This window comes from Vibrio sp. R10-SG3-ISO10 (assembly GCF_059834185.1).
On record NZ_JCBDHG010000020.1, the window covers coordinates 179,507 to 204,428 of the forward strand.

The window sequence follows — 24,922 nt, forward strand, 5'->3', positions numbered from 1 at the left end:
CGCCTGGTTTATTAACAACTAGGTGAATAAAAAATGAACAAGAAGCTGTTATCTTGTGCAATCCCTTTTTTCCTCTCTTTTCCTACATTCGCCGCTGATGGAGACATTCATCAGGTTACCATCTTAGGTACATCTGATATTCATGGTCATTTTATGCCATGGGACTACGCCGCGGATAAACTCAACATGCGTGGAAGCCTTAGCCAAATTGCGACAAAAGTTAAGGACATTCGTCAGCAAGAGTCTAATGTCATCTTGGTTGATGCAGGCGATACGATTCAAGGTAACTTTGTCGAGACATTCAAAGATGAACCGATTGATCCTATGATGCTTGGCTTCAATGAGATGGATTATGACGTTTGGGTCTTGGGTAACCATGAATTTGATTTTGGCGTCAGTGTGCTCAATCGTTCTCTTAAACAGTTTAAAGGTCAAAGTTTAGCTGGCAACATTAAGCGCCCAGACGGTAACCGATTCCTACCAGGCTACACAATTATCGAGCGTGGCGGCATAAAAATTGGTGTGATTGGCATGGATACTCCTATGACGGAAGTGTTTGCCAAAGGTACTAACCGTTTAGATGGTATGACATTTACTAACCCTAGCCTCGAAGTGAAAAAGATCATTAAAAAGCTGGATGATCAAGTTGATGCGCTAGTGCTCGTTGCGCACATGGGGATTGATAATGAAAATGACATTGCTGATACGGGTGTGACAGATATTGCCAATATCAACCCAGAGCTAGATGCTATTGTCGCAGGCCATATGCATACACGCATTGATAAGGTTGTCGTCAATGGCGTTATTGTTACAGAGCCAGATAAGTATGGACGTGCACTTTCGCGTGTCGATCTTCAATTTGAAGAACGCGATGGACAATACACCTTAGTCAACAAAGACAGCTTTACTTATAAGATCGATGGCATTGTCTCGGACGAAAAAATGGAAGAGTTGTATCAGCCATACCACAAGCGCTTAAGAGAGATGGCTAACCGCCCAATCGCTGAGCTAAAAGGTGTTGACCTAGTCCCTGAAAATGAAATTCGCGGAATTCCGCAGGTTCACGTGCAAGATACGGGGATAAGTGCCTTGTACCAAGAAGCGAGCTTCTATTACTCACCGAAAGCAAATGTGATTGCTCTACAAATTGACAACGATAAAGCGCAGCTTAATGTTGGGACAATTAAGGCTAAAGACATCGCCTACAACTATCAGTATGCAGGTGGCGAAATTACCGTTTATGAGATGACGGGTAAAGACCTTAAAACTTACATGGAGTGGTCAGCAGGGTACTTTAATTCGGTGAAGCCCGGTGATGTGACTTACAGCTTTGACCCAGAACGTCGCGCATCAAAATACTCGACGAACGACTTTTTTGCAGGTGTCACCTATAAGATCGATTTAACTCAACCGAAAGGTCAACGAATCACAGATCTTAAGTTCGCAGATGGAACCCCTGTTAAAGATGAGACGGCGATTCGACTAGGTATGAATAGCTATCGTATGGGCCACTTGACCAAGCAAGGCGGAGTACTTGAAGGTCGTGACTTTAAAGTGTTGTCTGATTCGAAAGCGGTGTATGGTGAAGAACAAGGTACGATTCGCAACTTAACCATCCGCTATTTGACCGAACAGAAGAAAGGCCACTACCAAAGCAAGCCGCAAAAGCGTTGGCAGCTAGTGGGTATGGATGATAGTTACAACAAAGAACGAGAAGTGGTTAAAACTCTTATTAATAAAGGTAAGATCTCTGTACCAAGTAGTGAAGATGGTAGATACACCAACATTGCTTCAATCAATGTCAAAGGGCTTAAGTTTGCCAATGACCAAGCAGCGAAAGAAGCGGTGAAAATGCGTCAAAACAAATTTGCCTCAGCTTCAGATTATGAAAAACAGGCTCTTGAGAGAGACATCGCAATAATAGAAGCGATTAACTAAATAGCATGGGCTTGGTAATACCAAGCCCATTTTCTATCTCTATTTTTTTGACGTTATCCAATTGTTGATGTTTTCGCGTACCACTTCCATAGGTTGCTGCCCATAGCGCAGTAGCTGATCATGAAACTCGGCATAGCTGAATTGATCACCTAGCTCACTTTGTGCTTTAGCCAGCATTTCTTTGATCACCAAGTAACCTGATTTGTAAGAAACAGCTTGGCCTACATAGGCAGCATAGCGGAAGCTTTCCGATTCGATATCTCCGTCCCCAAGCGCCGAGTTAACTTTCATATAGTCACGCGCTTGTTGAATGCTCCATCCTTGGCTGTGAATGCCTGTATCAATAGCTAAGCGCATATTACGCAACTGTGCTTCATTTAAGCTGCCAAAGTATTGAAGGGCGTTACACTCTTGTTCATCCTTATAGATACCACCTTGTAGTTGGCTGTAATCGGCGTTAGTGGTACACATTCCTGTCCCGTTGCTAAAGCTCGGTTTGCCATGGTTATCCAACTCACCGTAGATGCCCATTTCTAATCCTAGCCATTCGGTATAAAGTGCCCAACCTTCGCCGTAAGCGGTGTACCAAACATCCTCCATATAGGCGGGTTTGTTTGCTGGTGGGTATTCAAGCGCATAAGCATTTTGGAAATGGTGCCCTGGCGCGGCTTCATGAAGCAATAGCGTGGAAACATTCCATTTCTGCAAACTGTAATCCGGGTTCGTGTTAAGGGTGAAGACATTGTCATCATAGGAGGCGACACCAGCGTATAGCTCGTCTTCTGCCGCGGTTGGCTCAATCGAGTAGTCGGTTTTGATCGGTTTGAAATAACCTTGTACGACATCATTGGCGTTGACTTTGAACAGGTAGTAATCCGTTAATGCGCTTTCACACGCCGTGGGAGTTGAAGCTTGGCTGCATACTTCACTGTACTGCTTGTTACCAATCGAATGTCCATCTCGCCCATAGAAAAATTGTTCGCTATTGAGGTATTTAAAAAACTCATCAAGATTAATTTTTCCTGAATCATTGGCAAGCTCAAAGGTGTGTTTTTCAACTTTACCTGTGATTGGGTTCCGATAGTCAGCTTCGACGATTGTGCCCCGTTTCTTAACGACAAGCTCCGCAACCCGAATCATTTCAGCTTTGGCATCTTCTACCAGTTGTTCTCCTAATCGATGTAATTCTGCAGCGGATTTTCCAGTGGTACTGTTTCTATCTAAATGCCACTGATACCAGCTTTGTCCGTTGGGTAAGTCTCCCCAACCGATGTTTGTATCAGTAAGCTGTCCATCGCCCCGCGCGGCTTTGGTGTACTGACCGTGAAGGTAAGCGAGTAGCTTTTGCGTCGCGAGCTGCGCTTTACCCACTTCTTTTTCGTACTGGTGGACAAATTTAGGGCTGTATTGAGATTGAGTCTTGAGATCTTTCAAACCGACTTTGAGGATAGAGAAATCATCATAGCTAATTGCATCGACGCTGCTTTGGTAAAGCCTTTCAGCAAGAATTGCAGACAACTGTATGCCTTCTAGCTGGCCTTGCTTGTATTGGCTGCGTAGGTTGTTTACCCAAGACGTGTACTCTTGAAGAGTTTCGAGTTGATCGTGATATGTTTTCGATTCATCGTCATCGGTATCGATCGCAGCGCCTGCTTCTTCGGCGTTCCATTGAATGTAGTTATAGAAGTGGGTAACGGGTACATCTAGGTTGCCAAAGCGAGCATTGGTAAAGCTAGCGCCACGGATTGCAGTGGTTCGATCGAAGCGAAATGTGTCGTAGTAAACCTTCTCTTCATTCGATAAAGCACTACGGTCAATTTCGAGTAGTTTACTCAGGTAGAGCCTATCAAGCGTTTGTTTCGCGTTCGCCATTTGATCGTTAACAATGCCAAATTGCGAGCTGTCCAGTGACTTATATTCGGAGCCATATTCATCTAGCAAAGCAGACAACTGTTGAGACGCGTCCGGTGTGGACAAAGAGCTACATCCGGATAGGGAGAGTGTAAGTACAGAGAGAGTAAGACCTAGTCTATTTTTCATTGTTAGACCTTTTGCTTATTAATTGTAGTAGGAGTAAAAAGGAAAGGTCTTGGTTGGACTAATGCCTGAACTTTCCTTGTTGGCGATAAGGGTAAGATAAATGGCTCGCTAGGATTGTGCAAAAGGTCACAGGATTAACTTACTGATAACTAACCACTTGTGTACGGCAATTTGAAAGTTCGTGGCTATGTAAGCGGTGGGTAAAGAGATGAGTCGATATAAAAACGCCCTGTAAAACAGGGCGAATGCGAGATTAGTGCAGTGAACCTTCGGTTTCGAGATGGAATGACGGCAGTCGCCACTTAAAGCGAACCGCGGCCATACGCAGCAAGTAACCGACTATCAGAGTCGAAATCGTTGCTGTCACGTCATTAACACCAAACTCTAGCTGAAGTAGGTACATTCCCGATGCGATAAGTGCTACCGAGGCATACAGTTCTTCATGCAGTACCAACGGTGTTTGACGACAGATTAAATCTCGCAATAAGCCACCGAAGACACCGGTAACCAATGCTGAGACCATACAAATCAGCGCATGGTGACCCATTCCCATCGCAACTTTGGTACCGATAATACTAAATACAATAAGACCTAAGGCATCTAATCGAATGAATAAGCCTTTTAGTTTAAGGACCCACTTTGCTAAACCTGTAGTCAGTACGCCTGCCACACAGGTAATGGCAAGAAACTCTGGATTTTTAACCCAACCAAGTGGGTAGTGACCCAGTAGAATGTCGCGAACTGTACCGCCACCAATTGCCGTTGCACTGGCAACAAGCATGACACCAAACCAATCCATTTTGCGTCTGCCTGCACTCAAAGCACCCGTCATCGCTTCCGCAGTAATACCGATAATATATAAAACACTTAGCAGCATGGTGAATTCTCAATAAATGGCCAAAAAGTTAGGCTTATCACATAAATTTAAGGCGTGAGTGTAGTAGGAAATGTGATCTGTGACGAATGAGATTTTGTTGGTGTGAAATTACTTTTCAGATAACTATTTCTAATATCACTATAGAAGTTGTGGATTTGCAATTACCAATAAAAATGCGAGAATGCTTGCCGCTGTATGAAAACGCTAACCACTGAGCTATGAACCACGACTACCAAGACTTAATCCGTATTTTTAATAACACATTTTTGGCTGACTATAACACCAAACTTGAGCTAGGTGGTGACGAGCCAATCTATCTGCCTGCAGATGAAAAAATACCGCATCATCGGATTATTTTTGCTCGTGGTTTCTATGCGTCAGGAATGCACGAAATTGCTCATTGGTGTGTTGCAGGGCCTAAGCGTCGTTTATTGGAAGATTTTGGCTACTGGTACGAGCCAGATGGTCGCACTGAACAAGTACAGGCTGAGTTTGAAAAGGTAGAGATTCGCCCACAGGCTTACGAGTGGATTCTTTCTCAAAGTGCTGGGTTTCCATTTACAGTCAGTTGCGACAACCTCAATGGTGATTTTGAACCTGACCGCTTAGCCTTTATGGCGAAAGTGCATGCAGAAGTGATGTCAATTTTGGCAACCGGTTTGCCGCCAAGAGTTAAAATGTTGTCGGATGCATTGCGAGATTTTTACTCTACGCCAGAACTCATCCCTCAGCACTTTGAAGTTGCTTGAACATCTAAGCATGCAGGCATCACTAATTTGAAATCAGTGATGCCTGCACATTGCTAACCTTGTTTCTTACCCATAATAATGGCAACCATGTCATCAAATACGGAAATCAATTGATCTAATTCCTCTTCGGTATGCTGAGGACAGACAAGCAGCATATTGAAAAATGGCATGATGAGTATGCCGTGGTACCACAAGTAAGAGTGAACAAACTCAAACAGTCCGCCAAAGCCAACTTGCACTAAGCCGCTGAGTGGATCAAATGCTTGCTCGGGAATAAAGTGAAAGCAAAGCCTGTTGCCCATACGTTCGGCCCGAAATGGCGCAGAGTACTTTTCGAAGCTGCTGTTTATGCCGATCAACACTCGTTCAGCTTTGTCATGAATCGGAGCAAAAAACTCTGGGTTTAAGATTTCCTTGAGGGTGACCTCTAGCGCTTGAGTAGACATAGTGTTACCTGTTAGCGCATTACCTAAGAATCCGAGGCCAGCACCAGACATGGATCCTGCCTCGTTTTGCCAGTCTTCAACTAAGTCAGCGATTTCTCGAGTCATACCAAAAACAGCGCCCGGGATGCCTGATGAAATCGCCTTACCGCACGTCCACATATCATATTCTAGATTCTGAACATTCACAGACCCATTCCAGTCATGGCCGAGGGTGTGAGTTTCATCGTAGATTAAAACGGTGCCATATTTCTTAGTCAGCTCTCTGACACCTTGGTGCCAGCCATCATCGGGCCATACCCAGCCTAAATTGGACATGATCGGTTCAATGAGTACCGCCGCGACAGTTTGATCTTGCAAGCACTCTTCGAGGGAGGCGAGATCATTCCAAGTGAATACCTTCGTCCCATGATCAACTTCGCCATGATAGAGTGGAATTTCATGAGCACGAGATATTACCCCAGGGCTAACCATGATTTTCTGCGTCTCATCTATTGTCCCATGATAGGAAAAATTAGCGATAGCGATATTGGGGCGTCCTGTGACCGTCCGAGCGATAGCAAGTGAGTAGCGGTTAGCATCAGAAGCAGTAAGAGCGTGCATCCATACGGGTAAGTTGAAGTGTTTTTCTAGTTCCTGAGCCGCTGTGGCTTGCTGTTCTGTACCCATCATAGGATCAATGCCTGTTTGTAACAGGGACTCAGCTGCCGCGCGAATCGCGGGATTTTCAGCCCCGTGACCAAACATTGAAGGTGTGTCGCCAAACTGAAAATCTATATATTCATTATCATCTACATCAGTCAGTCGTCCTCCCCAGCAATGTTTAGCATAAGGCAGTATAGGGGTGTGCCAATCTTTCTGGTAAGAGCCGAAGACCCCCCAAAGCATATTTTTTCTCGCTTTCTGTTGCAAAGAAGCTGAGGTTGGCATTTTAGCTTGCCAAAGCGCTAGGTATTTTTCATGCAACTCAAGGAGTTGTGTTTGGGGTAACACGCCATATTCTTCAATCTGGGATGGATAAAGGCTGGTAAAATCGAAAAAGTTTGCCTCAGGTGCCCAGCGATGAGCTTGGGAATAATCGTGAGGTTGGCTACTTGCCATATTTGAAGGTTTGCAAAACACTCGGTCAGCGCGACTGACTTGATACCCGTCTTGATGTGCGGGGGTATTGAAAGCATTTCTGTTCATGGTTACTTCCCTGTAAATGACAAAAAAACTGTTTAGGCAGAGTGGATAAAAACTGTGCTCGATCACCAAACTACAGTGTCTTGTTAGGAAAAAATTGACCAATTGAGAGTCTTTTCATACATTTTGAGACAGCTTTTTAAGGATGAGCGCTATGATGTATGTCAATAAAAGAGTGTTTTTGAGGGGCAGGGCGGCATTATCTCTTACACATTGGTTGTTCGATTTTGTGCAAGATTCGGGTTTGCAGATACAGCAGGCGAGTCGAGACTTGGGGTTGCAACTAACCAATTTTGCCTCAGATACGGAGTTTGTATCCTATCGAAGCTACAGTGAGCTATTTGAGTGGACAGCAAAAGCGCTCAACAATGAAAACATAGCGCTAGATCTGGCTAAGAGTAGAGGACTAAACAGCTTAGGTGTGTATGGCTATTTGCTAAGCAATAGTCAAACCCTCGCTCAAGCCTTTCAACATGCACAGCGCTACTTTCCAATTATCCAAGAAGACTCAGCTCTGACATGTTTAGAAGCGAATAACGAATTTCATATCTCTTATCAAGTGACGCTCCCTGAGGTCGTCGCGAATCATCAAGATGTCGTTTTTACCCTAGCGACATGTATTCTGTTCATTCGCCAATATTGTGGTCAAGATTGGCTACCAACTCGTGTATTGCTTACTTCTCCACCTCCTAGTGATACTAGTCAACATAAGACTGTTTTTGGCGAAGGTGTGCATTACAACCAGAATGTAAATCGCATCGAACTGCCTGCGCAACTATTGACGACTGCAATTCCAAATGCTGACCCGACATTATTAAGTATTCTCGAAAAACAGTGTATGGATCTACTTAATAGAGCGTCTGAAAGACTCGAACTTAGCTCGTACGTGCGCTCCGTATTACTTGAATCTTGGCACAACAAAAGGGTCGATGCTGAAAGTATCGCGACCCAACTTAATATGTCGAGACGAACACTAAATCGGTACTTACTTGAAGAAGGGTATACTTTTCGCCAGATAAAGGAAGGAGTGCTAGTAGAGCTAGCCAAGTCCGCCTTGATTGAATCGGATGCTAGTGTGACGGATATTGCCCTTAATTTAGGGTACTCAGAGATAAGCCCATTTGTACGAGCGTTTAAGCGGCTAACTCAGCAAACTCCTAACCGGTTTAGACGTACTCATCGAAGTACGAGTTAACGTGTTCAATCGCTGATGCTAACAAATGAACCCCTCGCTTTGATGACGAGGAGCTCAACATATTTATTGAATTAACCAGTTAGTTTGAGGCTGGTTGTTGTGGTTAAGAGTGTACACAAGCGGCGCTGTATTGGGTTCCATTACAGACACAACAGCAATTAGCGATTCACAGTGATTTGGGACCTGAAGCTGGTAGCTACCCGTGCCAGATTGTAGCGCTGCCTTAACCAAGCACTTGTTGTAATCCACTGACTCTAGATTACCGCCTGCGTTGTCACAAATGGAGATGTAAACTTGTGACGAGGCTAAGTGAGGCAGGCTCACATCGACATCTACTTTGTAAACAGAAGTCAGGTTATTGGAAGGATCAATTTGCAGTGTGCTGAGAGAGACTAGCGTACTGCTGCCCGCAGGAGATGAAGAGCCCGTTGACCCTGAAGCGCTTCCATCACCACCACCTCCTCCTCCACAACCGTAGATAGGGAGGATTAAAGCGAGTCCAAGTAACATTGTTGTATTTGAATTCCACATAATATTCTCTCCCTTAGTCGACATAAATTTTACTGTTGTTTGGAATGGTGTACCAAGTCGGTTCGGTCAATCCGGTCGCATCTTGAGCAAAGTCAGCAAACTTTGAATAGGCTTGTAAGATGTTTTGTTGTTCAAGCGGATGCTGCCATGTGTTCGGAATCTCAATTGCCCAAGGCAGACCATTGGCATTGTGGTAATGAGTGTCGCCATTAGAAGCGTCTACGCCATTCGCCTTATATCGCGAGTCAAATTTACTGGTAGGAGCTTGATTTTTAAGATGGATTTCAAGTGCTCGCCCAGGATAGCCCCCACTTAGCTGATATCCGACGTCACCGTAATAATGACCAGGAGAGGCGAAGATAAATGGGTCGTAAGGGAAGTTTGGCATTGTGTCGGTATTAACCGCATTTTCTAATGAGAAGGTTAAGCTCCATGTCGGGCGGTAACTGGTACCACAATTTTCTTGGGTCCGGAACATGGTACAGCCTTCCGCTTCGCCCGGTTCGGTGATATCCCAAAGATCTTGATGAATAATAAACACGGCATCTGTGGTATCACTTTCTAAGCTGCCAGATTGAAGTGTATTGTTCACATAGAGCTGAACAGAATCAGACTTTATATCCTCACGAGCGATGCCTGGCAAACGAATGGCGAAACCCGAGTGGTAGTCACCGCCTAATGCAGCCACTTTGCCCTCGATTTTCATACGTATGACCTGATTGTTGAGCTGGTATTCGGTGAATTTAACGTTCATTAAAACGTCATTCATGTCGTAGTCACCGACAAGTGGGTATTGATCTTCGTAGGCAAAGGTAGTGAAGCCCCCACCACTTGGATACACTTCTGTAACCACACCACTTTCCGTAATATCTACGAGGTAATCTTCTACTTCGCCTGCAGGCACGCCGCCGCTAGGACCTATACCAGAGGTATTCGAAACACGGAAGCGTGCCCAAGTTTCTCCTGCAACCGCCCACGTTGGTACTGAGAAGAAGATGTCACCTGTGTTGGCATCCACTGACTGGTCTGTGATGATAATCTCACCAGATTCAAATTCGCCATCACGATCAAAGTCTATCCAAGCGTTGAGCACTGAGTTCTCCGTTGCACCAGAGACGGTTGCAATTATTTTACTGGTTTGTCCAACTTGAATGGGGACAGGGAACTGAATTCCGTCATCGTCATTGCTGCCGTCAGAAGTATCATCACTCATAGGGTAAGGGCTAGCATCGGTTTCACCGTCAACTAAAGTACCGAGCTTAAGATCAGACATACCGTGCCTAGCACCTGATGAAGCGAAGGTTGTTTTGTAAGAATCTGGCGCATCACCAAAGTCGGTGTATTCACTAGGCTCGACAGGTGCTAAAGCACATCGAGCACCGTCATTCGAATTACTTGATGGACCATAAGCAAAGAACTCGGCAGTTGAGCTGGTTCCATTGATCGAGACTTTAAACACATAGCCATTACTGTTGTTACTGGCATAGAAGTTACCATCGACGTCAAAGTAGACGGCGCCAAAGGTTAGGCGATAGCCAAGTACATTTTTGTCGAGTAATTGGTTTAGTCGGGTTGAGGTACCTGCGCTGACATCTATCTGCCACAGATAACCATTGGCATCGATAGAGTAAGCGAGGCTGTTATCAGGGTGGAAAGCCAAATCATAGATGGAAGGGTTACCAAATTGACTTGGTGGAGAAGAGAGCTCCATAACCAAGCTATCTAAATTTATTCGATATAAGCCGTAGTTTGGTCGGTAGCCATACCAAGCGTTTTCATCCAGTGATACGTCACCGACATAAATGGACGTTGGAGCCCCTGCAGGCTTTGAAATATTGAGTAGGGTTTTGGTAAACGTTGAGTCAATGCGAGAAAGTGAGGCGACACCGTAGTCCCAACCATAGATAAAGTCATCGTGCTTGCTGTATCCAACGCCGTTGAGTTTATCTAAACCTAAGTTCGAATCTAAAGTGATGTAGCTACCGACATCGATGTTCACGCCGTAAGCGACTGGCGTACCGGTTGGGTTTTGAATTAAGAAAGCTTGTGTTGGACACTCAGAAAAAGGCGTTTCTGCCATAACCATTGATGAGCCAGTTAAAGCGACAGTGACCATAGCTATTTGAAGAGCGGTAGGTTTTATTTTCATTGGTTCTTCCTCGCTGAACTTAGGTGAATATTTGAGGAAGTGCACAGGGCGTGCCATGCGTCTAAGCCTTGCTATGACTAGGGTTTGCGTTGGAATTCTCAATGTGAGAAGCTTGGCATTCTTTTTGAGAAGCAAACTGATTAGGCGTTAACGCAAAATGATTATTGAATTTGAAGAACAGCTGCTAGAGCTAATTGATGCACGTATTTCATCGGCATCGGATGATGAGTTATTTGCTGGTGGCTATCTACGTGGTCATATTTCTTTGTCAGCAGCAGCATGTGAAGAAGAAGGCATTAACGATGTAGAAACGTTAAAAGAGCGAATTCAAGCCAGCTTAGATGACGCGCGCTCGGAACTGACGCCTGCTGACCGTACAATTGTCAATGACCTATGGGTTGAGCTAGTCAACAACGCGTAATCAGAAGCGCACTAAATTATCTTAAATAAGGGGTTGTTCGAATTTTTCGAACAACCCCTTAAATTATTTATGGTTGTTGCTTTTCTGTTCAGTGATATTCTTCTAAGCACATATCGAGGAACGAATAGGAAATCAGATTATGAAAATTGTAGCCTTTGGAGCATCAACCAGTTCAACATCCATCAACAAGACTTTAGCGACATATGCAGCCAATCTTATTGAGGGTGCAGAAGTAACGATTCTCGATTTAAATGACTACCAAGTCCCTATGTTTAGTGAAGATACAGAAAAAGAAATTGGTCAGGCTGAGGGAGCGATAGCATTCTTAGCTGATTTAGCTAACGCTGATGCGATAATCGTTTCCTTTGCTGAGCATAACGGATCTTACCCTGCGGCATACAAAAATCTCTTTGATTGGTCGACGCGTATTGAGCGTAATGTGTTCCAAGAAAAACCAGTCGTGTATTTAGCAACCTCTCCGGGGCCTGGCGGCGCGCAAACGGTTCTTGCTGCTGCAACTGGCTCAGCGCCTTACTTCGGCGCAGAGGTGAAGGCTTCTGTTTCCGTACCAAGCTTTTATGACAACTTCGATTTAGAAACAGGTCAGTTCCGCAATCAAGAAATTGCTGAGCAAGTAAAGCAAGCGGTCGCTAATCTAGTTTAGGACACAAGCAGATACCAAAACGCCGCCACTCTCTGCGTGAGGGTGGCGGCGTTTTATTTTCTGGGTAGCTAGAGTTCGGTAATCGCTTTACCTTTGCGTAATTTTCGAACCCACATACGGCTTGGATGAAGCTGTTCTAGCACATCGATTGGCAAGGGTAACGGATCGCCACAAATCTGTGAGGCGAGGGTCTCTGCCAATAATGGCGCCGAACTTAAGCCTCTAGAGCCCAACCCAAGCATGCAAAATAGATTTGGATAACTTGGAACGTCTACCGCGTTTTTGGCTGGCTTCTTTTTATGTAGTTCGGCATAGACTTGTTTAATCTGCTCTAACTGACCGACATTGCCAACAAAAGGTAGATGGTCTCGGCTTACGCAACGAATCCCCTGACGAGAAAGGTTCCCAGAGGTATCAACCTGGTTCGGCCAGCTTGGGTTTGGAACACACTTGCGCAGTTTGTCGCCATTATCTTGCTGCGCGGCAGAGTCAAACTCGTAATCAAGATGAGTTCGGTCATAGCTTGCACCAATACAGTGGTGACCATTATTCGGGTTAACCGGAGTCATGTAGCCGTCATAACACAGCACGGTTTTAAGCTGCTGCAAATCATCGGTGGTTGGAATATGGCTGACTTGTCCTTTCACCTGACCGAGAGGGATGTTTGCCGACTGTTCTAGTTGGTCAAACTGATGACCATTGGCAATCACAACACTTGAGTGAGTGAAGCTGTTATCGCCAGATTTGAGAGTCCATGTTTGCGACTCATCATTCCAAGTTAGCGCCTCTATCTTGGTAGCAAAAAACGTCTCAAATTGTTCGCTTTTCTCTAGTTCGGCGATTAAACCTTGAGTCAGCTCGGCAGGACATAACCAACCGCCAAGCGGGTAGTGAATACTCGCCATGTCAATTGGCAAACCAATTGTCGCTTCGGTTTGTGCTTGGTCTAAACGGTGAATCAACTGTTTGTCAAAGTTGCCGCTCAGCATTCGCTCAAGTTTGTCCGTTGATTTGTCATCCCACATTAATTGGGTAACGCCGCACCAACTATGATCAAACTTGATCTTCTCGGCCGCTTGCTCGACAAATTGTCTGGCAAAAAGGAAAGCCGGAGCGAAAACGCGAGATACCCCAGAGTGATCACCATTAAGCAGCGGATAAACGGCACCCTGACGATTACCAGAAGCTCCTTGAGCTGGTTGAGCATCTTGGCAATACAATGCAACTTTCTTTCCGCGTCTCAGTAGAGTTTTAGCTAATGTTGCACTAGCAATACCGCCACCAATGATGGCAATAGACTCTGATTGACTAGAAGGTGTGCGAGCAAACCAAGGTTTAAAATTAGTCTCCGCTTGGCGCTGTGTCAGGCTGCCGGCAATCATATCTCGTTTGGTACCAAAGCCTTTGACCTTCTTCATTTCAAAGCCAGCTTCAATTAGTCCTCTACGCACAAAACCTGCTGCAGTGAAAGTCGCACAGGTACAATCTTGCTTGGCGAGCTTGGCCATACCATTGAAGAGATCCTGATTCCACATTTCAGGGTTCTTGCTTGGAGCAAAACCATCTAAGAACCAAGCATCAACAAGACCTTGCTCGGCCACCGGTACTTTAGGCATACAGTCTTTAATATCGCCAAACCACAGATCCAACGTTATCGCACCATCTTCAAGCACAATGCGGTGACATTCTGGAACCGCAATAGGGTAGTGCTTTTGCAATTTCTCCGCATATTCAGCCAGCTCTGGCCAAGATTGATGCGCTTTAATCAGATCTTCCTGACTGAGCGGATACTTCTCGAAGCTCACGAAATGGAGCTCTTTTAGTGGCGCATCTGGGTGTTGCTGCTTAAATTGATCGAACCATTGCCATGCAGCTAGGAAATTCAACCCAGTACCAAAGCCAGTTTCGGCGATGACGAAACGGCGTTGGTCATACGTTTGCCATCTTTGCGGGAGATGATTTTGGTGTAGAAACACATAGCGGGTTTCTTCAAGGCCATTGACGTTAGAAAAGTAGACATCATCAAACTGATCTGAAACAGGCGTACCCGCATCGTTCCAGCCTAGTTGGGCATTAGTAATCGAGGTCATAGTGTCGGAAATATGTGAATAAAAACGATAATATGATTGCAATTGTACGGTTTTAAGGGAAAGCTGACCACTTTTCCCCGCTATCTTAGTTATCATCTAGCGGATTTTTGAATTATAGGAATGTCATAATGAAACGAGTCGTAATCACCGGTATGGGTATTGTTTCAAGTATCGGTAACAACGTCGAAGAAGTTTTAGCGTCTCTAAAAGCAGGTAAATCTGGTATTACTGCCTCTGAGCAGTTTAAAGAACAAGGTCTTCGTTCACAGGTATGGGGTGATCTAAAAATCAACCCAGCAGAGCACATTGACCGTAAACAGATGCGCTTTATGGGTGATGCGGCTGCGTATGCATACCTATCAATGCAGCAAGCAATTGAAGATGCGGGTCTAACTGACGAGCAAGTTTCTAACGATCGCACGGGTATTGTTGCTGGTTCGGGTGGTGCATCTGCACTAAACCAAACTGTTGCGACAGACACAATGCGTGCGAAAGGCGTAAAACGTGTTGGTCCTTACATGGTTCCACGCACTATGTCTTCAACGGTTTCTGCATGTCTTGCAACGCCATTTAAGATTCGCGGCGTGAACTACTCAATGAGTTCTGCATGTGCAACTTCTGCACACTGTATTGGCCACGCAATGGAGCTTATCCAGTTAGGCAAACAAGACATCGTATTCGCTGGTGGTGGTGAAGAGCTAGATTGGTCTCAAACTATGATGTTTGACGCAATGGGCGCACTATCAACTAAGTACAACGAAACACCAGACAAAGCGTCTCGTACTTACGATGCAAACCGTGACGGTTTCGTTATCTCTGGCGGTGGCGGCATGATGGTTATCGAAGAGCTTGAGCACGCTCTAGCACGTGGCGCGAAAATCTACGGTGAGATCGTTGGCTACGGCGCAACTTCTGACGGCTACGACATGGTAGCACCATCAGGTGAAGGCGCGATTCGTTGTATGAAGATGGCGATGCAAGATGTAGACAGCATCGACTACGTAAACACGCACGGTACTTCTACACCTGTCGGTGACGTGAAAGAGCTAGGTGCTATCCAAGAGCTATTTGGTGACAACAGCCCAGCAATTTCAGCAACTAAAGCGATGACAGGTCATGCGCTAGGTGCAGCAGGCGTTCACGAAGCAATTTACTCAACGCTAATGCTAGAAAACAGCTTTATCGCACCAAGCGTAAACGTTGAGACTCTAGATGACGCAGCACAAGGTCTAGATATCGTGACTGAGAAGCGTGACGCAGAGTTGACGACAGTAATGTCAAACAGTTTTGGTTTTGGTGGCACAAACGCTACGCTAGTTATCAAGAAATACCAAGGCTAACTGAATTTGCTCATTAGCGAGCAATCCAGTTTCCAGAGCTGACTAACCTTTAGTAATAAAGGTTAGTCTAACAGACGCAGACTTTAACCCATGGAGAGCGGGTTAAGATCCTTTTGTTCTGGACCATTGCCCGGCCAAGTGCCGGGCATTTTTCTATCTAATACCCTCGTGATATAGAGATGATCAGATAATTGCTCGACACTGACTCACCTTTTTTGCACAATCAATGCCATTCAAAGCCAAATCGATAAACCCATGAAAATTCTTGTAGATGAAAATATGCCTTATGCTGAACAGCTTTTTAGTCAGCTAGGTGAGGTTGTTTTAAAATCCGGTCGCACCTTGACCGCCGATGACTTAATCGATGTTGATGCGTTAATGATTCGCTCAGTGACTAAGGTTAACGCAGAGCTAATCGCTAAAGCGAACAAGCTAAAATTTGTCGGCACAGCCACTGCGGGGATGGATCACGTCGATCAAGCGCTACTCAAAGAAAAAGGCATTTACTTTACTGCCGCGCCAGGTTGTAACAAAGTAGGCGTCGCAGAATATGCTTTCAGTGTAATGATGGTGCTTGCTCAGCAGCATGGCTTCTCTGTGTTTGATAAAACCGTGGGCATTATTGGTGCGGGCCAAGTGGGAAGCTATCTACAGAAATGCTTAGAAGGCATCGGCATTAATGTATTGATCAACGACCCACCTAAACAAGCTGAAGGGGACACTCGTCAATTTACCCCTTTGCCTGAGCTGTTAGAGCAAGCTGACATTATCACTCTGCATACCCCTATCACGCGTGATGGTGAGCACCCAACCCATCACCTAATTAATCAAGCAGTGTTGGAAACGTTACGCGGTGACCAAATTTTAATCAATGCGGCTCGTGGCCCAATTGTCGATAACGCTGCACTAAAAGCGCGCTTACAGAAGAATGATGGGTTCGTAGCGGCATTAGACGTATTTGAATTTGAGCCAGAGGTTGATATGGAGCTTCTGCCTCTGCTAGCATTCGCAACCCCTCATGTGGCAGGTTATGGCTTAGAGGGGAAAGCTCGCGGTACGACAATGATCTTCAATAGCTACTGTGAGTTTCTAAACAATGAATTACGTGCGCATGCCAGTGACTTGCTGCCCATTGCGCCAGTCCCACAGCTCAATTTAGATCGTGAGTGGGATGAAGCAACGCTGCACAACATCACGCAGCTAGTCTATGATGTGCGTAAAGATGACGCCTTATTCCGACGTGAAATCAGCAAGCCTGGTTCGTTTGACCTGATGCGTAAAAACTATTGGGATCGTCGAGAGTACAGTGCAGTCACGTTAGTCGGTGGAGAGTCATGCAATCTATCCCCACTAGCAAAACTAGGTTTTCAGGTTGAGGTAAGTCAATGAGCCAACAATATAATGTTGCAGTTTTAGGCGCGACTGGTGCAGTCGGCGAAACAATTATCGAAGTGCTGCAAGAGCGCAAATTCCCAGTGGGTGAAATTTACCTGCTAGCCAGTGAGCGCAGTGAAGGTAAGACTTATCGCTTTAACGGTAAAACAGTTCGCGTTCAAAATGTAGAAGAGTTTGACTGGTCTCAAGCGCATATCGCGCTATTCTCAGCGGGTGGAGATTTGTCTGCTAAATGGGCGCCAATCGCGGCAGATGAAGGTGTTATCGTGATTGATAACACCTCACAGTTCCGCTACGAGTACGATATTCCACTAGTCGTGCCTGAAGTGAACCCTGAAGCGATTGCCGAGTTCCGTAACCGCAATATCATCGCTAATCCAAACTGTTCAACAATTCAGATGTTGGTTGCTTTAAAACCAATTCATGATGCAGTTGGTATTGAGCGTATCAACGTATCTACTTATCAGTCAGTGTCGGGCGCAGGTAAAGCGGGTATTGATGAATTAGCAGGCCAAACGGCTAAGCTACTTAACGGCATGCCAGCAGAGAACGAAGAGTTCTCTCAACAAATCGCGTTTAACTGTATTCCGCAAATCGATCAGTTCATGGAAAACGGTTATACCCGTGAAGAAATGAAGATGGTTTGGGAAACACAGAAAATCTTCAACGATCCAGGTATTACTGTAAACCCTACCTGTGTTCGTGTACCTGTTTTCTATGGTCATGCGGAAGCAGTCCATCTAGAAACATGTGCACCAATCGATGCGCAAGAAGTGATTAATCTGCTAGAGCAAACTGAAGGTGTTGAAGTTTTCCATGGTGATGACTTCCCAACACAAGTTCGCGATGCAGGCGGTAAAGATCACGTGATGGTAGGTCGTATCCGTAACGACATCAGCCACCATAGTGGTGTCAACTTGTGGGTAGTGGCAGACAACGTTCGCAAGGGTGCGGCAACTAATGCTGTTCAAATCGCCGAAGTACTGATTCGCGACTACTACTAGACAAACTAAAACTCTGCTGTTGCTGATAATTGTCTAATCAAAGCCTCGCCATAGTGTGAGGCTTTTTTAATCGAATTTTGAAAAATTGTGTGAGATTAATGCGAATATGGCGCCGGACACACATTTTTTGCCTATCCACCTATAGTTTTGAGTGGTTTATCCGATATATTTAACAGATCATCGTCATTAATTTAATTGAGCACATAGCTGAGCCTTATATGCGTCGACTTTTACAGCGTCTACTATTGCCTCTAGCAATGGTTGCCGTGACTCAAACTACTATCGTAAACGCGGAGAGCATTCGCCTTAAAGGGCCAAATGGTGAGATCCAGTCATCTCCCCAATTTTCAGAGCCTCTTGCTCGTGATGCGCGTACGGCAGAACCGTCAAGATTTTATGGCCCTACAACGGAGCAAGAGACGTTGTGGAGTATTGCCTCTCAGTTACGCCCTTCTAACGCAGTTACTGTTCAACAAACGCTCTACGCCATTTTTCAACTCAACCCTCAAGCGTTTGAAAACCAAAATATCCACGAGCTGATCCCTCAGAGTACCATTCGTATTCCTTCTCTGAGCCAAGTTCGTAGTGTCTCCACTCAAGAAGCTGTCAACGTGATGGCAGCGCACCAAGCTCGCTTGGGTAAAGCACCTAGTATTGCAACGCCTCAACCACAGGCTCCAGCAGTCAATGTTGTTCCAGTGGATAAGCCTGATGAAATGGCTAAGCCGATGGAAAAAGCAGTTGAAACTGCCCCGGAGATGATGCCTGAGAAAGACAGTGATTTAAAAGCTATCGCATCGCAAGAAAAGCAGAAACAGGTTAAGTCACTCGAGAACCAGCTTGAAACCTCTGAAACAGAGTTGATGGCACTAGAAGAGAAGAACCATAAGCTGCGCTTAATGTTGGCCGAGGTTCAATCCGAAGTTGATGTGCTAAAAGACGAGCTCGGAGATGAAGACCGGATACGCACAGAAGTCGAAAAACTTCTAGAAGCTGAACGTATGCGCCTAGCAGAAGAGCAAAAAATGGCGCCTTCGGCAATGGACCAACTGTTCTCAAATACTTGGTTAGTTGCAGCATTAGCCATCATCCCGGGATTATTGATTGGTCTCATCATCATGATGCTGTTGGGCCGTCGCTCTAAAGAAGAGCCACAAGCCGCACCAACAGAGCAGCAACCTGTTCAACCTGTTGCGCCAGTCGTGCCTGAAACGCTTAATGAAGATATCGACGATGATTTACTGCTCGATGACGACTTGTTTGGCGAATCGGATAAGGATGAAGAAGAACTATTTGGCGACGACTCAGTCGACCCTGACGCTGATTCAGATGAAGTGGATGTATTTGCCGACCTAGATGATAGCGATCTTGATTTCAACCTTGAAGGTGAAGACAGCGATGACCCATTTGCAGGGATAGGCGATGACGGTGATCTAGATGAATCACTGGCTGATGTCGATGTTGATATGAGCTCGAACGGCATTAGTGTCAACGGTGATGAAAAGGCACTTGGTCTTGAAGAGATGGAGCGCGCTCTCGATGAGGTGGTCATTGATGATTCCGATGACGAAGGTTTCGATCTGTCCGATGATGGTGAGTTCTCGCAAGATGAGTTGGACTCACTTCTAGCCGAAGATGGTGATAGCGAGGAGCTAGGCTCCGATGAGTTGGATCAGTCATTATTGGATGATCTATTTAACGAAGCTCAAGATGACAGCAGTGATGACCTCGATTTTGATAGCTTGCTTGATGAAGGCGAAGACAGCTTCGATTTAAGCGATGACTCAACGGAACCGAGCTTAGCTTCTGATAGCGAAATCGATGATATCTTTGCCCAAATGGAAGCGCAGGCGGATCTAGAAACGCTAGAAGCGAATGCGCTTGATGAAACAGCGCTGCTTGATGAAGTTGTCGATGAAGAAGGTGTCGAAGTCAGTGCAGATAGCACAGACCTTTTAGATGAGCTTCTTGAAGAGTCGGCTGCACCGCAAGAGGCTAGCGATGAAGTCGATGCCTTTGATGAGCTAATCTCGGTTGATGAACCTGCTGAAGAAAGCACCGACCTTTTAGATGAATTTATCGCTGAGTCAGAAGGTGCAGACGAATTTGATTTAGACACTGAACTTGACGAGCTTATTGGTGAAGATACGTCAGCTCAAGAGATCGATTTAGCGGATAGTACAGAATTACTCGGAGATGTGGTTGACTCTGATCCTCAAGCAGACAGCAACGAAGATCTGGGTGACGATGCGACCGACTTATTTGAAGAACTGCTTGAAATCGATCAACAAGAAGAGCTGCCAGAGCCGGCATCAGAACCTGAACTGGAAGCTGATTCTACTGATGAGCCGTCTATTGAACTAGAGACGCCAGCAACTGACAACAAAGACTTCGCTAGTGAAGATTTTATCGATGACTTGTTAAGTGTAGCTCCGGAGGGGGACCCACTTCTTGATGAACTCGATCTAGACGATGTTCCTGCTGCCAACGTAACCGATGAAGTTGCGTTAGACACAGAGATTGACCAAGCTCAGCTTGCAGAGCCAGAGCCAGAGCCAGAGCCAGAGCCAGAGCCAGAGCCAGAGCCAGAGCCAGAGCCAGAGCCAGAGCCAGAGCCAGAGCCAGAGCCAGAAGAAGATGATGAAGACGATTGGCTAACATCTGCGATTGAAGAAGTTGAAAACCCTCAGTTTGACAGCGAAGAAGCGGAACAACTGGGTGATGAAGCGGAGCAAGTGGCCGATGAAAGTCAGCCATCTAACGAAGCAGAATCTGAAGACTTTTCGAGTGCTGAGACACAAGACGATGATTGGCTAACCTCAGCAATTGATGAAGTTGAGAGACCTGAAAGTACTCCCGAGTCAGCACAAGTTGTAGAAAGCCCATCGGTTGGATTGGATGAGGCAACGTCGGCTTCAGGTGCTGAGCAACAAGAAATTGTTGAAGATGATGTGCTTGCACAACAAGAGCAAAGCGACACACTGAAAGAAGAGACTCCAGAAATCGCTGAAGCAGTCGAGGATATTCAAGAAGTTCCTGAATCGACACAGGCACCAGTTGAAGCTCAATCTACTGCTCCGATGCCAGAGGCGATTCCAAATGAATTTGGTGTCCCTCAAGATGATGATTGGCTAATTGATGACGAGCCGCAAACCGAGCAGCCTCAAGCAGAAGATAGCTTAGCGTCGCAAGCTGAGTCTGAAGTAGAAGGCCCAGTTGAATTGGATTTGCCTGATATCGCGGATGAAGCGTTCTCTGAAGTCACCGAAGAACCCCAAGCAGAAATTGAAGATCCAAGCGCTGAACTTGCAGACGAGTCGTTTGAGTTAGACGAAATAGAGCAACCGGAGCTTGGTGAAGAAGAGGCACTGGCAGATGTTGCTGAGGAGCCTCAGTCAGAAATTGAAGCACCTTCGGGCGATCTAGCGGACGAAGCATTCGAACTTGATGATCTAGAGCTACCAGAGTTTGGTGAAGAAGAAGCACTCGCTGATGTTGCGCAGGAGCCTCAGCCAGAAGTTGAAGCACCCGCTGCGGAACTTGCAGACGAGTCGTTCGAGCTTGATGACCTTGAACTACCAGAGTTTGGTGAAGAAGAAGCATTGGCTGAAGTCGCTGAAGAGCCTCAACCAGAAGCTGAAGCACCAACGGCAGAGCTCGAAGACGAGTCGTTCGAGCTAGACGACCTTGAGCTACCAGAATTTGGTGAAGAAGAAGCTTTAGCCGAAGCTGCCGAGCAGCCTCAGCCAGAAGTTGAAGCACCAACGGCTGAACTCGAAGACGAGTCGTTCAATCTAGATGACTTAGAGCTACCAGAATTTGGTGAAGAAGCACTGGCGGGTGTTGCGCAGGAGCCTCAACCACAAGTTGAAGCACCAATGGCAGAACTAGCAGACGAGTCGTTTGAGCTTGATGATCTAGAACTGCCAGAATTTGGTGAAGAAGAAGCATTAGCTGATGTTGCGCCGGAGCCTCAACCAGAGGTTGAAGCACCAAGCGCTGAACTAGCAGACGAGTCGTTTGAGCTTGATGACCTAGAGCTACCAGAATTTGGTGAAGAAGAAGCTTTAGCTGATGTTGCCGAGGAGCCTCAGCCAGAGGTTGAAGCACCAAGCGCTGAACTAGCAGACGAGTCGTTTGAGCTTGATGACCTAGAACTGCCAGAGTTTGGCGAGGAAGAAGCATTAGCAGATGTTGCGCAGGAGCCGCAACCAGAAGTTGAAGCACCAACTGCTGAACTCGAAGATGAGTCTTTCGAGCTTGATGACCTAGAACTGCCAGAGTTTGGCGAGGAAGAAGCATTAGCAGATGTTGCGCAGGAGCCGCAACCAGAAGTTGAAGCACCAACTGCTGAACTCGAAGATGAGTCTTTCGAGCTTGATGACCTAGAGCTGCCAGAGTTTGGAGAGGAAGAAGCTTTAGTTGATGTTGCCGAGGAACCTCAACCAGAAACTGAAGCACCAGCGGCAGAACTCGAAGACGAGTCGTTCGAGCTAGATGATCTAGAGCTGCCAGAATTTGGTGAAGAAGAAGCATTAGCTGATGTTGCACAGGAGCCTCAGTCAGAAACTGAAGCACCAGCGGCAGAACTCGAAGACGAGTCGTTTGAGCTTGATGACCTAGAACTGCCAGAGTTTGGTGAAGAAGAAGCATTAGTTGAAGTCGTTGAAGAGCTCCAGCCAGAAGTTGAAGCACCAACAGCTGAGCTAGCGGACGAAGCGTTTGAGCTTGATGCTCTAGAGCTACCAGAGTTTGGTGAAGAAGAAGCTTTAGCGGATGTTGCCGAGGAGCCTGAGCCAGAAGTTGAAGCACCAAATGCGGAACTAGAAGACGAAGCGTTTGAACTTGATGACCTAGAGCTACCAGAGTTTGGTGAAGAAGAGGTGTTGGCTGATGTAGCCGAGGAGCCTCAGCCAGAGGTTGAAGTACCAACAGCTGAGCTAGCGGATGAAGCATTCGAGCTTGATGATCTAGAGCTACCGGAGTTTGGTGAAGAAGAAGCTTTAGCTGATGTTGCTGATGAACCTTTACTAGACAGTGAGGCTCCTGTAGCGGAACCGAGCAATGAGTCGATTGAAATTGCTGAAGCCGATCTTCCTCAATATAACGAAGAAGACGCGCTGGATGATCTTGAACCAACCAGTGACGAACTGACAGAAGATGATTTTGAGTTAGAGCCTGTTGAGCTTCCAGAGCTGAGTGAGATCCCTTCAGAAAATGTTGCTCCATCTGCGCAAGAGATTGACCTCGCTCATCAAGACTACGATGAGAAAGCGTTTGATGAACTGTTATCGGAAGAACAGCCTGAAACAGCAAACTTCTCGTTTGATACCCCGATAGATGCCACCACTTCTGACAGTGCGGGCATGGATATCGATGCCATGCTTGAAATGGGAGAGGATTGGAATGGATTCAATCTGTCACCTGAGCAGCAGGCAAGTATTCCTGATGAGATCCCTGAAGATGAGGCGGATGTTTGGGCGCAAGATAATCAGCCTGAACAAGCTCAGATACTGGATGAAAACTGGGAAGACCAGCCAGAGCTTGAAGAGTTCAACCCGAATGACAACAGCTACCGAACCATTGATGAGTTAATGGCGGAAGTCGAGTCGGAAGAAGAGCAAGCGATTGATGATGAGCTTAAGCTCGATGTCGGTTTGAATGACTTCCCTGATGTGATTGGTGATATTGGTGATGCGGCAGATGTTGATGCCAATGCAGAAGCGGCCGGTAAGCTAGATCTAGCGAAAATCTACGTTGAGATGAATGATGCTCAAGGAGCGATTAAGCTGCTAGAAGAGGCCATCGTTGATGGTAGTGATGAGATTCGCCGAGAAGCGAAGAACCTGATTGATACCATCAATAAGGGCTAGGTGAATCTAGATAACAAGTGAAAAGGGGGCTGCTGTTTAGCCCCCTTGTTTTTTGGTATATACTGCCGCCCCCAAGATTTGGTCACCAGACCTTAGTAGCAACAATTCAACGAGAACATCCTGATGAGAATTGCTTTAGGCATCGAATACAACGGCACTCAATATTTTGGTTGGCAACGCCAGCGAGAAGTAAAAAGCGTACAAGAGAAGCTAGAACGCGCATTGAGCATCGTTGCAAACCATCCTATTGAAGTCCAATGTGCGGGTCGTACTGACGCAGGCGTACACGGTACAGGGCAGGTGGTTCATTTCGATACCACAGCAACACGCAAAATGGTCGCTTGGACGATGGGAGCCAACGCGAATCTGCCAGACGATATCGCTGTACGCTGGGCAAAAGAAGTGCCTGACGAGTTTCACGCGCGTTTCTCTGCGACCGCTCGTCGTTATCGCTACATCATTTTTAATAGCGCGCTCAGGCCGGGTATTCTTTCATCGGGTGTCAGTCACTATCACGGTGAGTTGGATGAAAACAAGATGCATCAAGCCGCGCAGTACCTGCTTGGTGAAAACGACTTCACATCTTTTAGAGCGACACATTGTCAATCACGCAGTCCTTGGCGCAATATGATGCACATTAATGTGACGCGCCATAACCAGTATGTCGTGATCGATATTAAAGCCAATGCATTTGTTCACCATATGGTTCGTAACATTACAGGTAGCTTGATTTGTGTTGGTCGAGGCGAACAGAAACCAGAGTGGATAAAAGAGCTACTCGAGATCAAAGATCGTAAGCAAGCAGGGGCGACGGCGAAAGCGGAAGGCTTGTACTTGGTGGATGTTGATTACCCAGAAGAATTCCAATTGCCAAGAGTGCCGATTGGGCCACTATTTTTGCCAGACAATTTGAACTAAACCGTGGTAAATTGTCGAACTAATCAGGTCTTTAGTGTGTGAGGAATTGATTCAAGAAATAGGTACAACCAGTTTTTTGTCTACACTTGGCATTTAATATGCTTTAATCC

Annotated in this window: 16 protein-coding genes; 10 read left to right on the plus strand and 6 right to left on the minus strand. The window is 46.0% G+C overall.

The window, feature by feature from the left end:
• Window positions 1-33: 33 nt before the first annotated feature.
• Complete coding sequence (locus AC6R16_RS10865) at window positions 34-1,938, plus strand: bifunctional metallophosphatase/5'-nucleotidase (protein WP_500674366.1); 1,905 nt, start codon at window positions 34-36, stop codon at window positions 1,936-1,938.
• Window positions 1,939-1,977: 39 nt separating this feature from the next.
• Here AC6R16_RS10865 and AC6R16_RS10870 read toward each other — a convergent pair whose 3' ends face one another.
• Window positions 1,978-3,978, minus strand: a complete 2,001-nt coding sequence (locus AC6R16_RS10870) for a DUF885 domain-containing protein (RefSeq protein WP_500674367.1) — start codon at window positions 3,976-3,978, stop codon at window positions 1,978-1,980.
• A 253-nt stretch (window positions 3,979-4,231) separates the two neighbouring features.
• Window positions 4,232-4,855 (minus strand): trimeric intracellular cation channel family protein, encoded by a 624-nt coding sequence (locus AC6R16_RS10875; RefSeq protein WP_004744478.1) that lies wholly within the window; start codon window positions 4,853-4,855, stop codon window positions 4,232-4,234.
• Window positions 4,856-5,073: 218 nt separating this feature from the next.
• Between AC6R16_RS10875 and AC6R16_RS10880 the strand changes: the two genes are divergently transcribed.
• Complete coding sequence (locus tag AC6R16_RS10880) at window positions 5,074-5,604, plus strand: elongation factor P hydroxylase (protein WP_500674368.1); 531 nt, start codon at window positions 5,074-5,076, stop codon at window positions 5,602-5,604.
• Between the two features lie 53 nt (window positions 5,605-5,657).
• Here the strand turns inward: AC6R16_RS10880 and AC6R16_RS10885 are convergent, their stop codons facing one another.
• On the minus strand, window positions 5,658-7,235 hold the full coding sequence (locus tag AC6R16_RS10885; protein WP_500674369.1) for an aminotransferase class III-fold pyridoxal phosphate-dependent enzyme: 1,578 nt from the start codon (window positions 7,233-7,235) through the stop codon (window positions 5,658-5,660).
• Window positions 7,236-7,386: 151 nt separating this feature from the next.
• On the opposite strand from AC6R16_RS10885, the gene AC6R16_RS10890 reads away from it, so the two are divergent.
• Complete coding sequence (locus AC6R16_RS10890; protein WP_500674370.1) at window positions 7,387-8,427, plus strand: AraC family transcriptional regulator; 1,041 nt, start codon at window positions 7,387-7,389, stop codon at window positions 8,425-8,427.
• 63 nt (window positions 8,428-8,490) lie between these two features.
• Here AC6R16_RS10890 and AC6R16_RS10895 read toward each other — a convergent pair whose 3' ends face one another.
• Together AC6R16_RS10895 and AC6R16_RS10900 are read right to left on the minus strand one after the other, a co-directional pair.
• Window positions 8,491-8,958 carry a hypothetical protein gene (locus AC6R16_RS10895; protein ID WP_500674371.1) on the minus strand — a complete coding sequence of 156 codons (468 nt, stop codon included), beginning with the start codon at window positions 8,956-8,958 and terminating at the stop codon, window positions 8,491-8,493.
• Between the two features lie 13 nt (window positions 8,959-8,971).
• Complete coding sequence (locus AC6R16_RS10900; protein WP_500639569.1) at window positions 8,972-11,107, minus strand: LruC domain-containing protein; 2,136 nt, start codon at window positions 11,105-11,107, stop codon at window positions 8,972-8,974.
• Window positions 11,108-11,264: 157 nt separating this feature from the next.
• Here AC6R16_RS10900 and AC6R16_RS10905 point away from each other — a divergent pair, with 157 nt between their 5' ends.
• Both AC6R16_RS10905 and AC6R16_RS10910 read left to right on the plus strand, forming a co-directional pair.
• The gene (locus tag AC6R16_RS10905) at window positions 11,265-11,528 is read left to right on the plus strand and encodes a YfcL family protein (protein WP_049846680.1); all 264 of its coding nucleotides are present in this window, start codon (window positions 11,265-11,267) and stop codon (window positions 11,526-11,528) included.
• Between the two features lie 139 nt (window positions 11,529-11,667).
• Entirely contained in the window at window positions 11,668-12,192 is a 525-nt protein-coding gene (locus tag AC6R16_RS10910; RefSeq protein ID WP_500674372.1) for an NADPH-dependent FMN reductase, read from the plus strand.
• 68 nt (window positions 12,193-12,260) lie between these two features.
• Here AC6R16_RS10910 and mnmC read toward each other — a convergent pair whose 3' ends face one another.
• Window positions 12,261-14,282, minus strand: coding sequence for a bifunctional tRNA (5-methylaminomethyl-2-thiouridine)(34)-methyltransferase MnmC2/FAD-dependent 5-carboxymethylaminomethyl-2-thiouridine(34) oxidoreductase MnmC1 (gene mnmC, locus AC6R16_RS10915; RefSeq protein ID WP_500674373.1), 2,022 nt, complete (start codon window positions 14,280-14,282; stop codon window positions 12,261-12,263).
• Between the two features lie 128 nt (window positions 14,283-14,410).
• On the opposite strand from mnmC, the gene fabB reads away from it, so the two are divergent.
• From fabB to truA, 5 genes are all read left to right on the plus strand, one after another.
• Window positions 14,411-15,622 carry a beta-ketoacyl-ACP synthase I gene (fabB, locus tag AC6R16_RS10920; protein ID WP_004744485.1) on the plus strand — a complete coding sequence of 404 codons (1,212 nt, stop codon included), beginning with the start codon at window positions 14,411-14,413 and terminating at the stop codon, window positions 15,620-15,622.
• A gap of 255 nt (window positions 15,623-15,877) precedes the next feature.
• The gene (locus AC6R16_RS10925; protein WP_500674374.1) at window positions 15,878-17,011 is read left to right on the plus strand and encodes a 4-phosphoerythronate dehydrogenase; all 1,134 of its coding nucleotides are present in this window, start codon (window positions 15,878-15,880) and stop codon (window positions 17,009-17,011) included.
• On the plus strand, window positions 17,008-18,021 hold the full coding sequence (locus AC6R16_RS10930; RefSeq protein WP_049846685.1) for an aspartate-semialdehyde dehydrogenase: 1,014 nt from the start codon (window positions 17,008-17,010) through the stop codon (window positions 18,019-18,021). The genes AC6R16_RS10925 and AC6R16_RS10930 overlap by 4 nt, the downstream gene beginning before the upstream one ends.
• A 218-nt stretch (window positions 18,022-18,239) precedes the next feature.
• Window positions 18,240-23,894 carry a FimV/HubP family polar landmark protein gene (locus AC6R16_RS10935; RefSeq protein WP_500674375.1) on the plus strand — a complete coding sequence of 1,885 codons (5,655 nt, stop codon included), beginning with the start codon at window positions 18,240-18,242 and terminating at the stop codon, window positions 23,892-23,894.
• 123 nt (window positions 23,895-24,017) lie between these two features.
• Window positions 24,018-24,812 carry a tRNA pseudouridine(38-40) synthase TruA gene (gene truA / locus AC6R16_RS10940; RefSeq protein ID WP_171801279.1) on the plus strand — a complete coding sequence of 265 codons (795 nt, stop codon included), beginning with the start codon at window positions 24,018-24,020 and terminating at the stop codon, window positions 24,810-24,812.
• Window positions 24,813-24,922: the final 110 nt, after the last annotated feature.

What these genes read in the sequence shown, in the direction of transcription:
- AC6R16_RS10875 (WP_004744478.1), bottom strand. Translation starts at nt 4,855, where the DNA reads ATGCTGCTAAGTGTTTTATATATTATCGGTATTACTGCGGAAGCGATG.
- AC6R16_RS10905 (WP_049846680.1), top strand. Translation starts at nt 11,265, where the DNA reads ATGATTATTGAATTTGAAGAACAGCTGCTAGAGCTAATTGATGCACGT.
- mnmC (WP_500674373.1), bottom strand. Translation starts at nt 14,282, where the DNA reads ATGACCTCGATTACTAATGCCCAACTAGGCTGGAACGATGCGGGTACG.
- fabB (WP_004744485.1), top strand. Translation starts at nt 14,411, where the DNA reads ATGAAACGAGTCGTAATCACCGGTATGGGTATTGTTTCAAGTATCGGT.
- AC6R16_RS10900 (WP_500639569.1), bottom strand. Translation starts at nt 11,107, where the DNA reads ATGAAAATAAAACCTACCGCTCTTCAAATAGCTATGGTCACTGTCGCT.
- AC6R16_RS10935 (WP_500674375.1), top strand. Translation starts at nt 18,240, where the DNA reads ATGCGTCGACTTTTACAGCGTCTACTATTGCCTCTAGCAATGGTTGCC.
- truA (WP_171801279.1), top strand. Translation starts at nt 24,018, where the DNA reads ATGAGAATTGCTTTAGGCATCGAATACAACGGCACTCAATATTTTGGT.
- AC6R16_RS10880 (WP_500674368.1), top strand. Translation starts at nt 5,074, where the DNA reads ATGAACCACGACTACCAAGACTTAATCCGTATTTTTAATAACACATTT.
- AC6R16_RS10930 (WP_049846685.1), top strand. Translation starts at nt 17,008, where the DNA reads ATGAGCCAACAATATAATGTTGCAGTTTTAGGCGCGACTGGTGCAGTC.
- AC6R16_RS10895 (WP_500674371.1), bottom strand. Translation starts at nt 8,958, where the DNA reads ATGTGGAATTCAAATACAACAATGTTACTTGGACTCGCTTTAATCCTC.
- AC6R16_RS10890 (WP_500674370.1), top strand. Translation starts at nt 7,387, where the DNA reads ATGATGTATGTCAATAAAAGAGTGTTTTTGAGGGGCAGGGCGGCATTA.
- AC6R16_RS10870 (WP_500674367.1), bottom strand. Translation starts at nt 3,978, where the DNA reads ATGAAAAATAGACTAGGTCTTACTCTCTCTGTACTTACACTCTCCCTA.
- AC6R16_RS10925 (WP_500674374.1), top strand. Translation starts at nt 15,878, where the DNA reads ATGAAAATTCTTGTAGATGAAAATATGCCTTATGCTGAACAGCTTTTT.
- AC6R16_RS10865 (WP_500674366.1), top strand. Translation starts at nt 34, where the DNA reads ATGAACAAGAAGCTGTTATCTTGTGCAATCCCTTTTTTCCTCTCTTTT.
- AC6R16_RS10910 (WP_500674372.1), top strand. Translation starts at nt 11,668, where the DNA reads ATGAAAATTGTAGCCTTTGGAGCATCAACCAGTTCAACATCCATCAAC.
- AC6R16_RS10885 (WP_500674369.1), bottom strand. Translation starts at nt 7,235, where the DNA reads ATGAACAGAAATGCTTTCAATACCCCCGCACATCAAGACGGGTATCAA.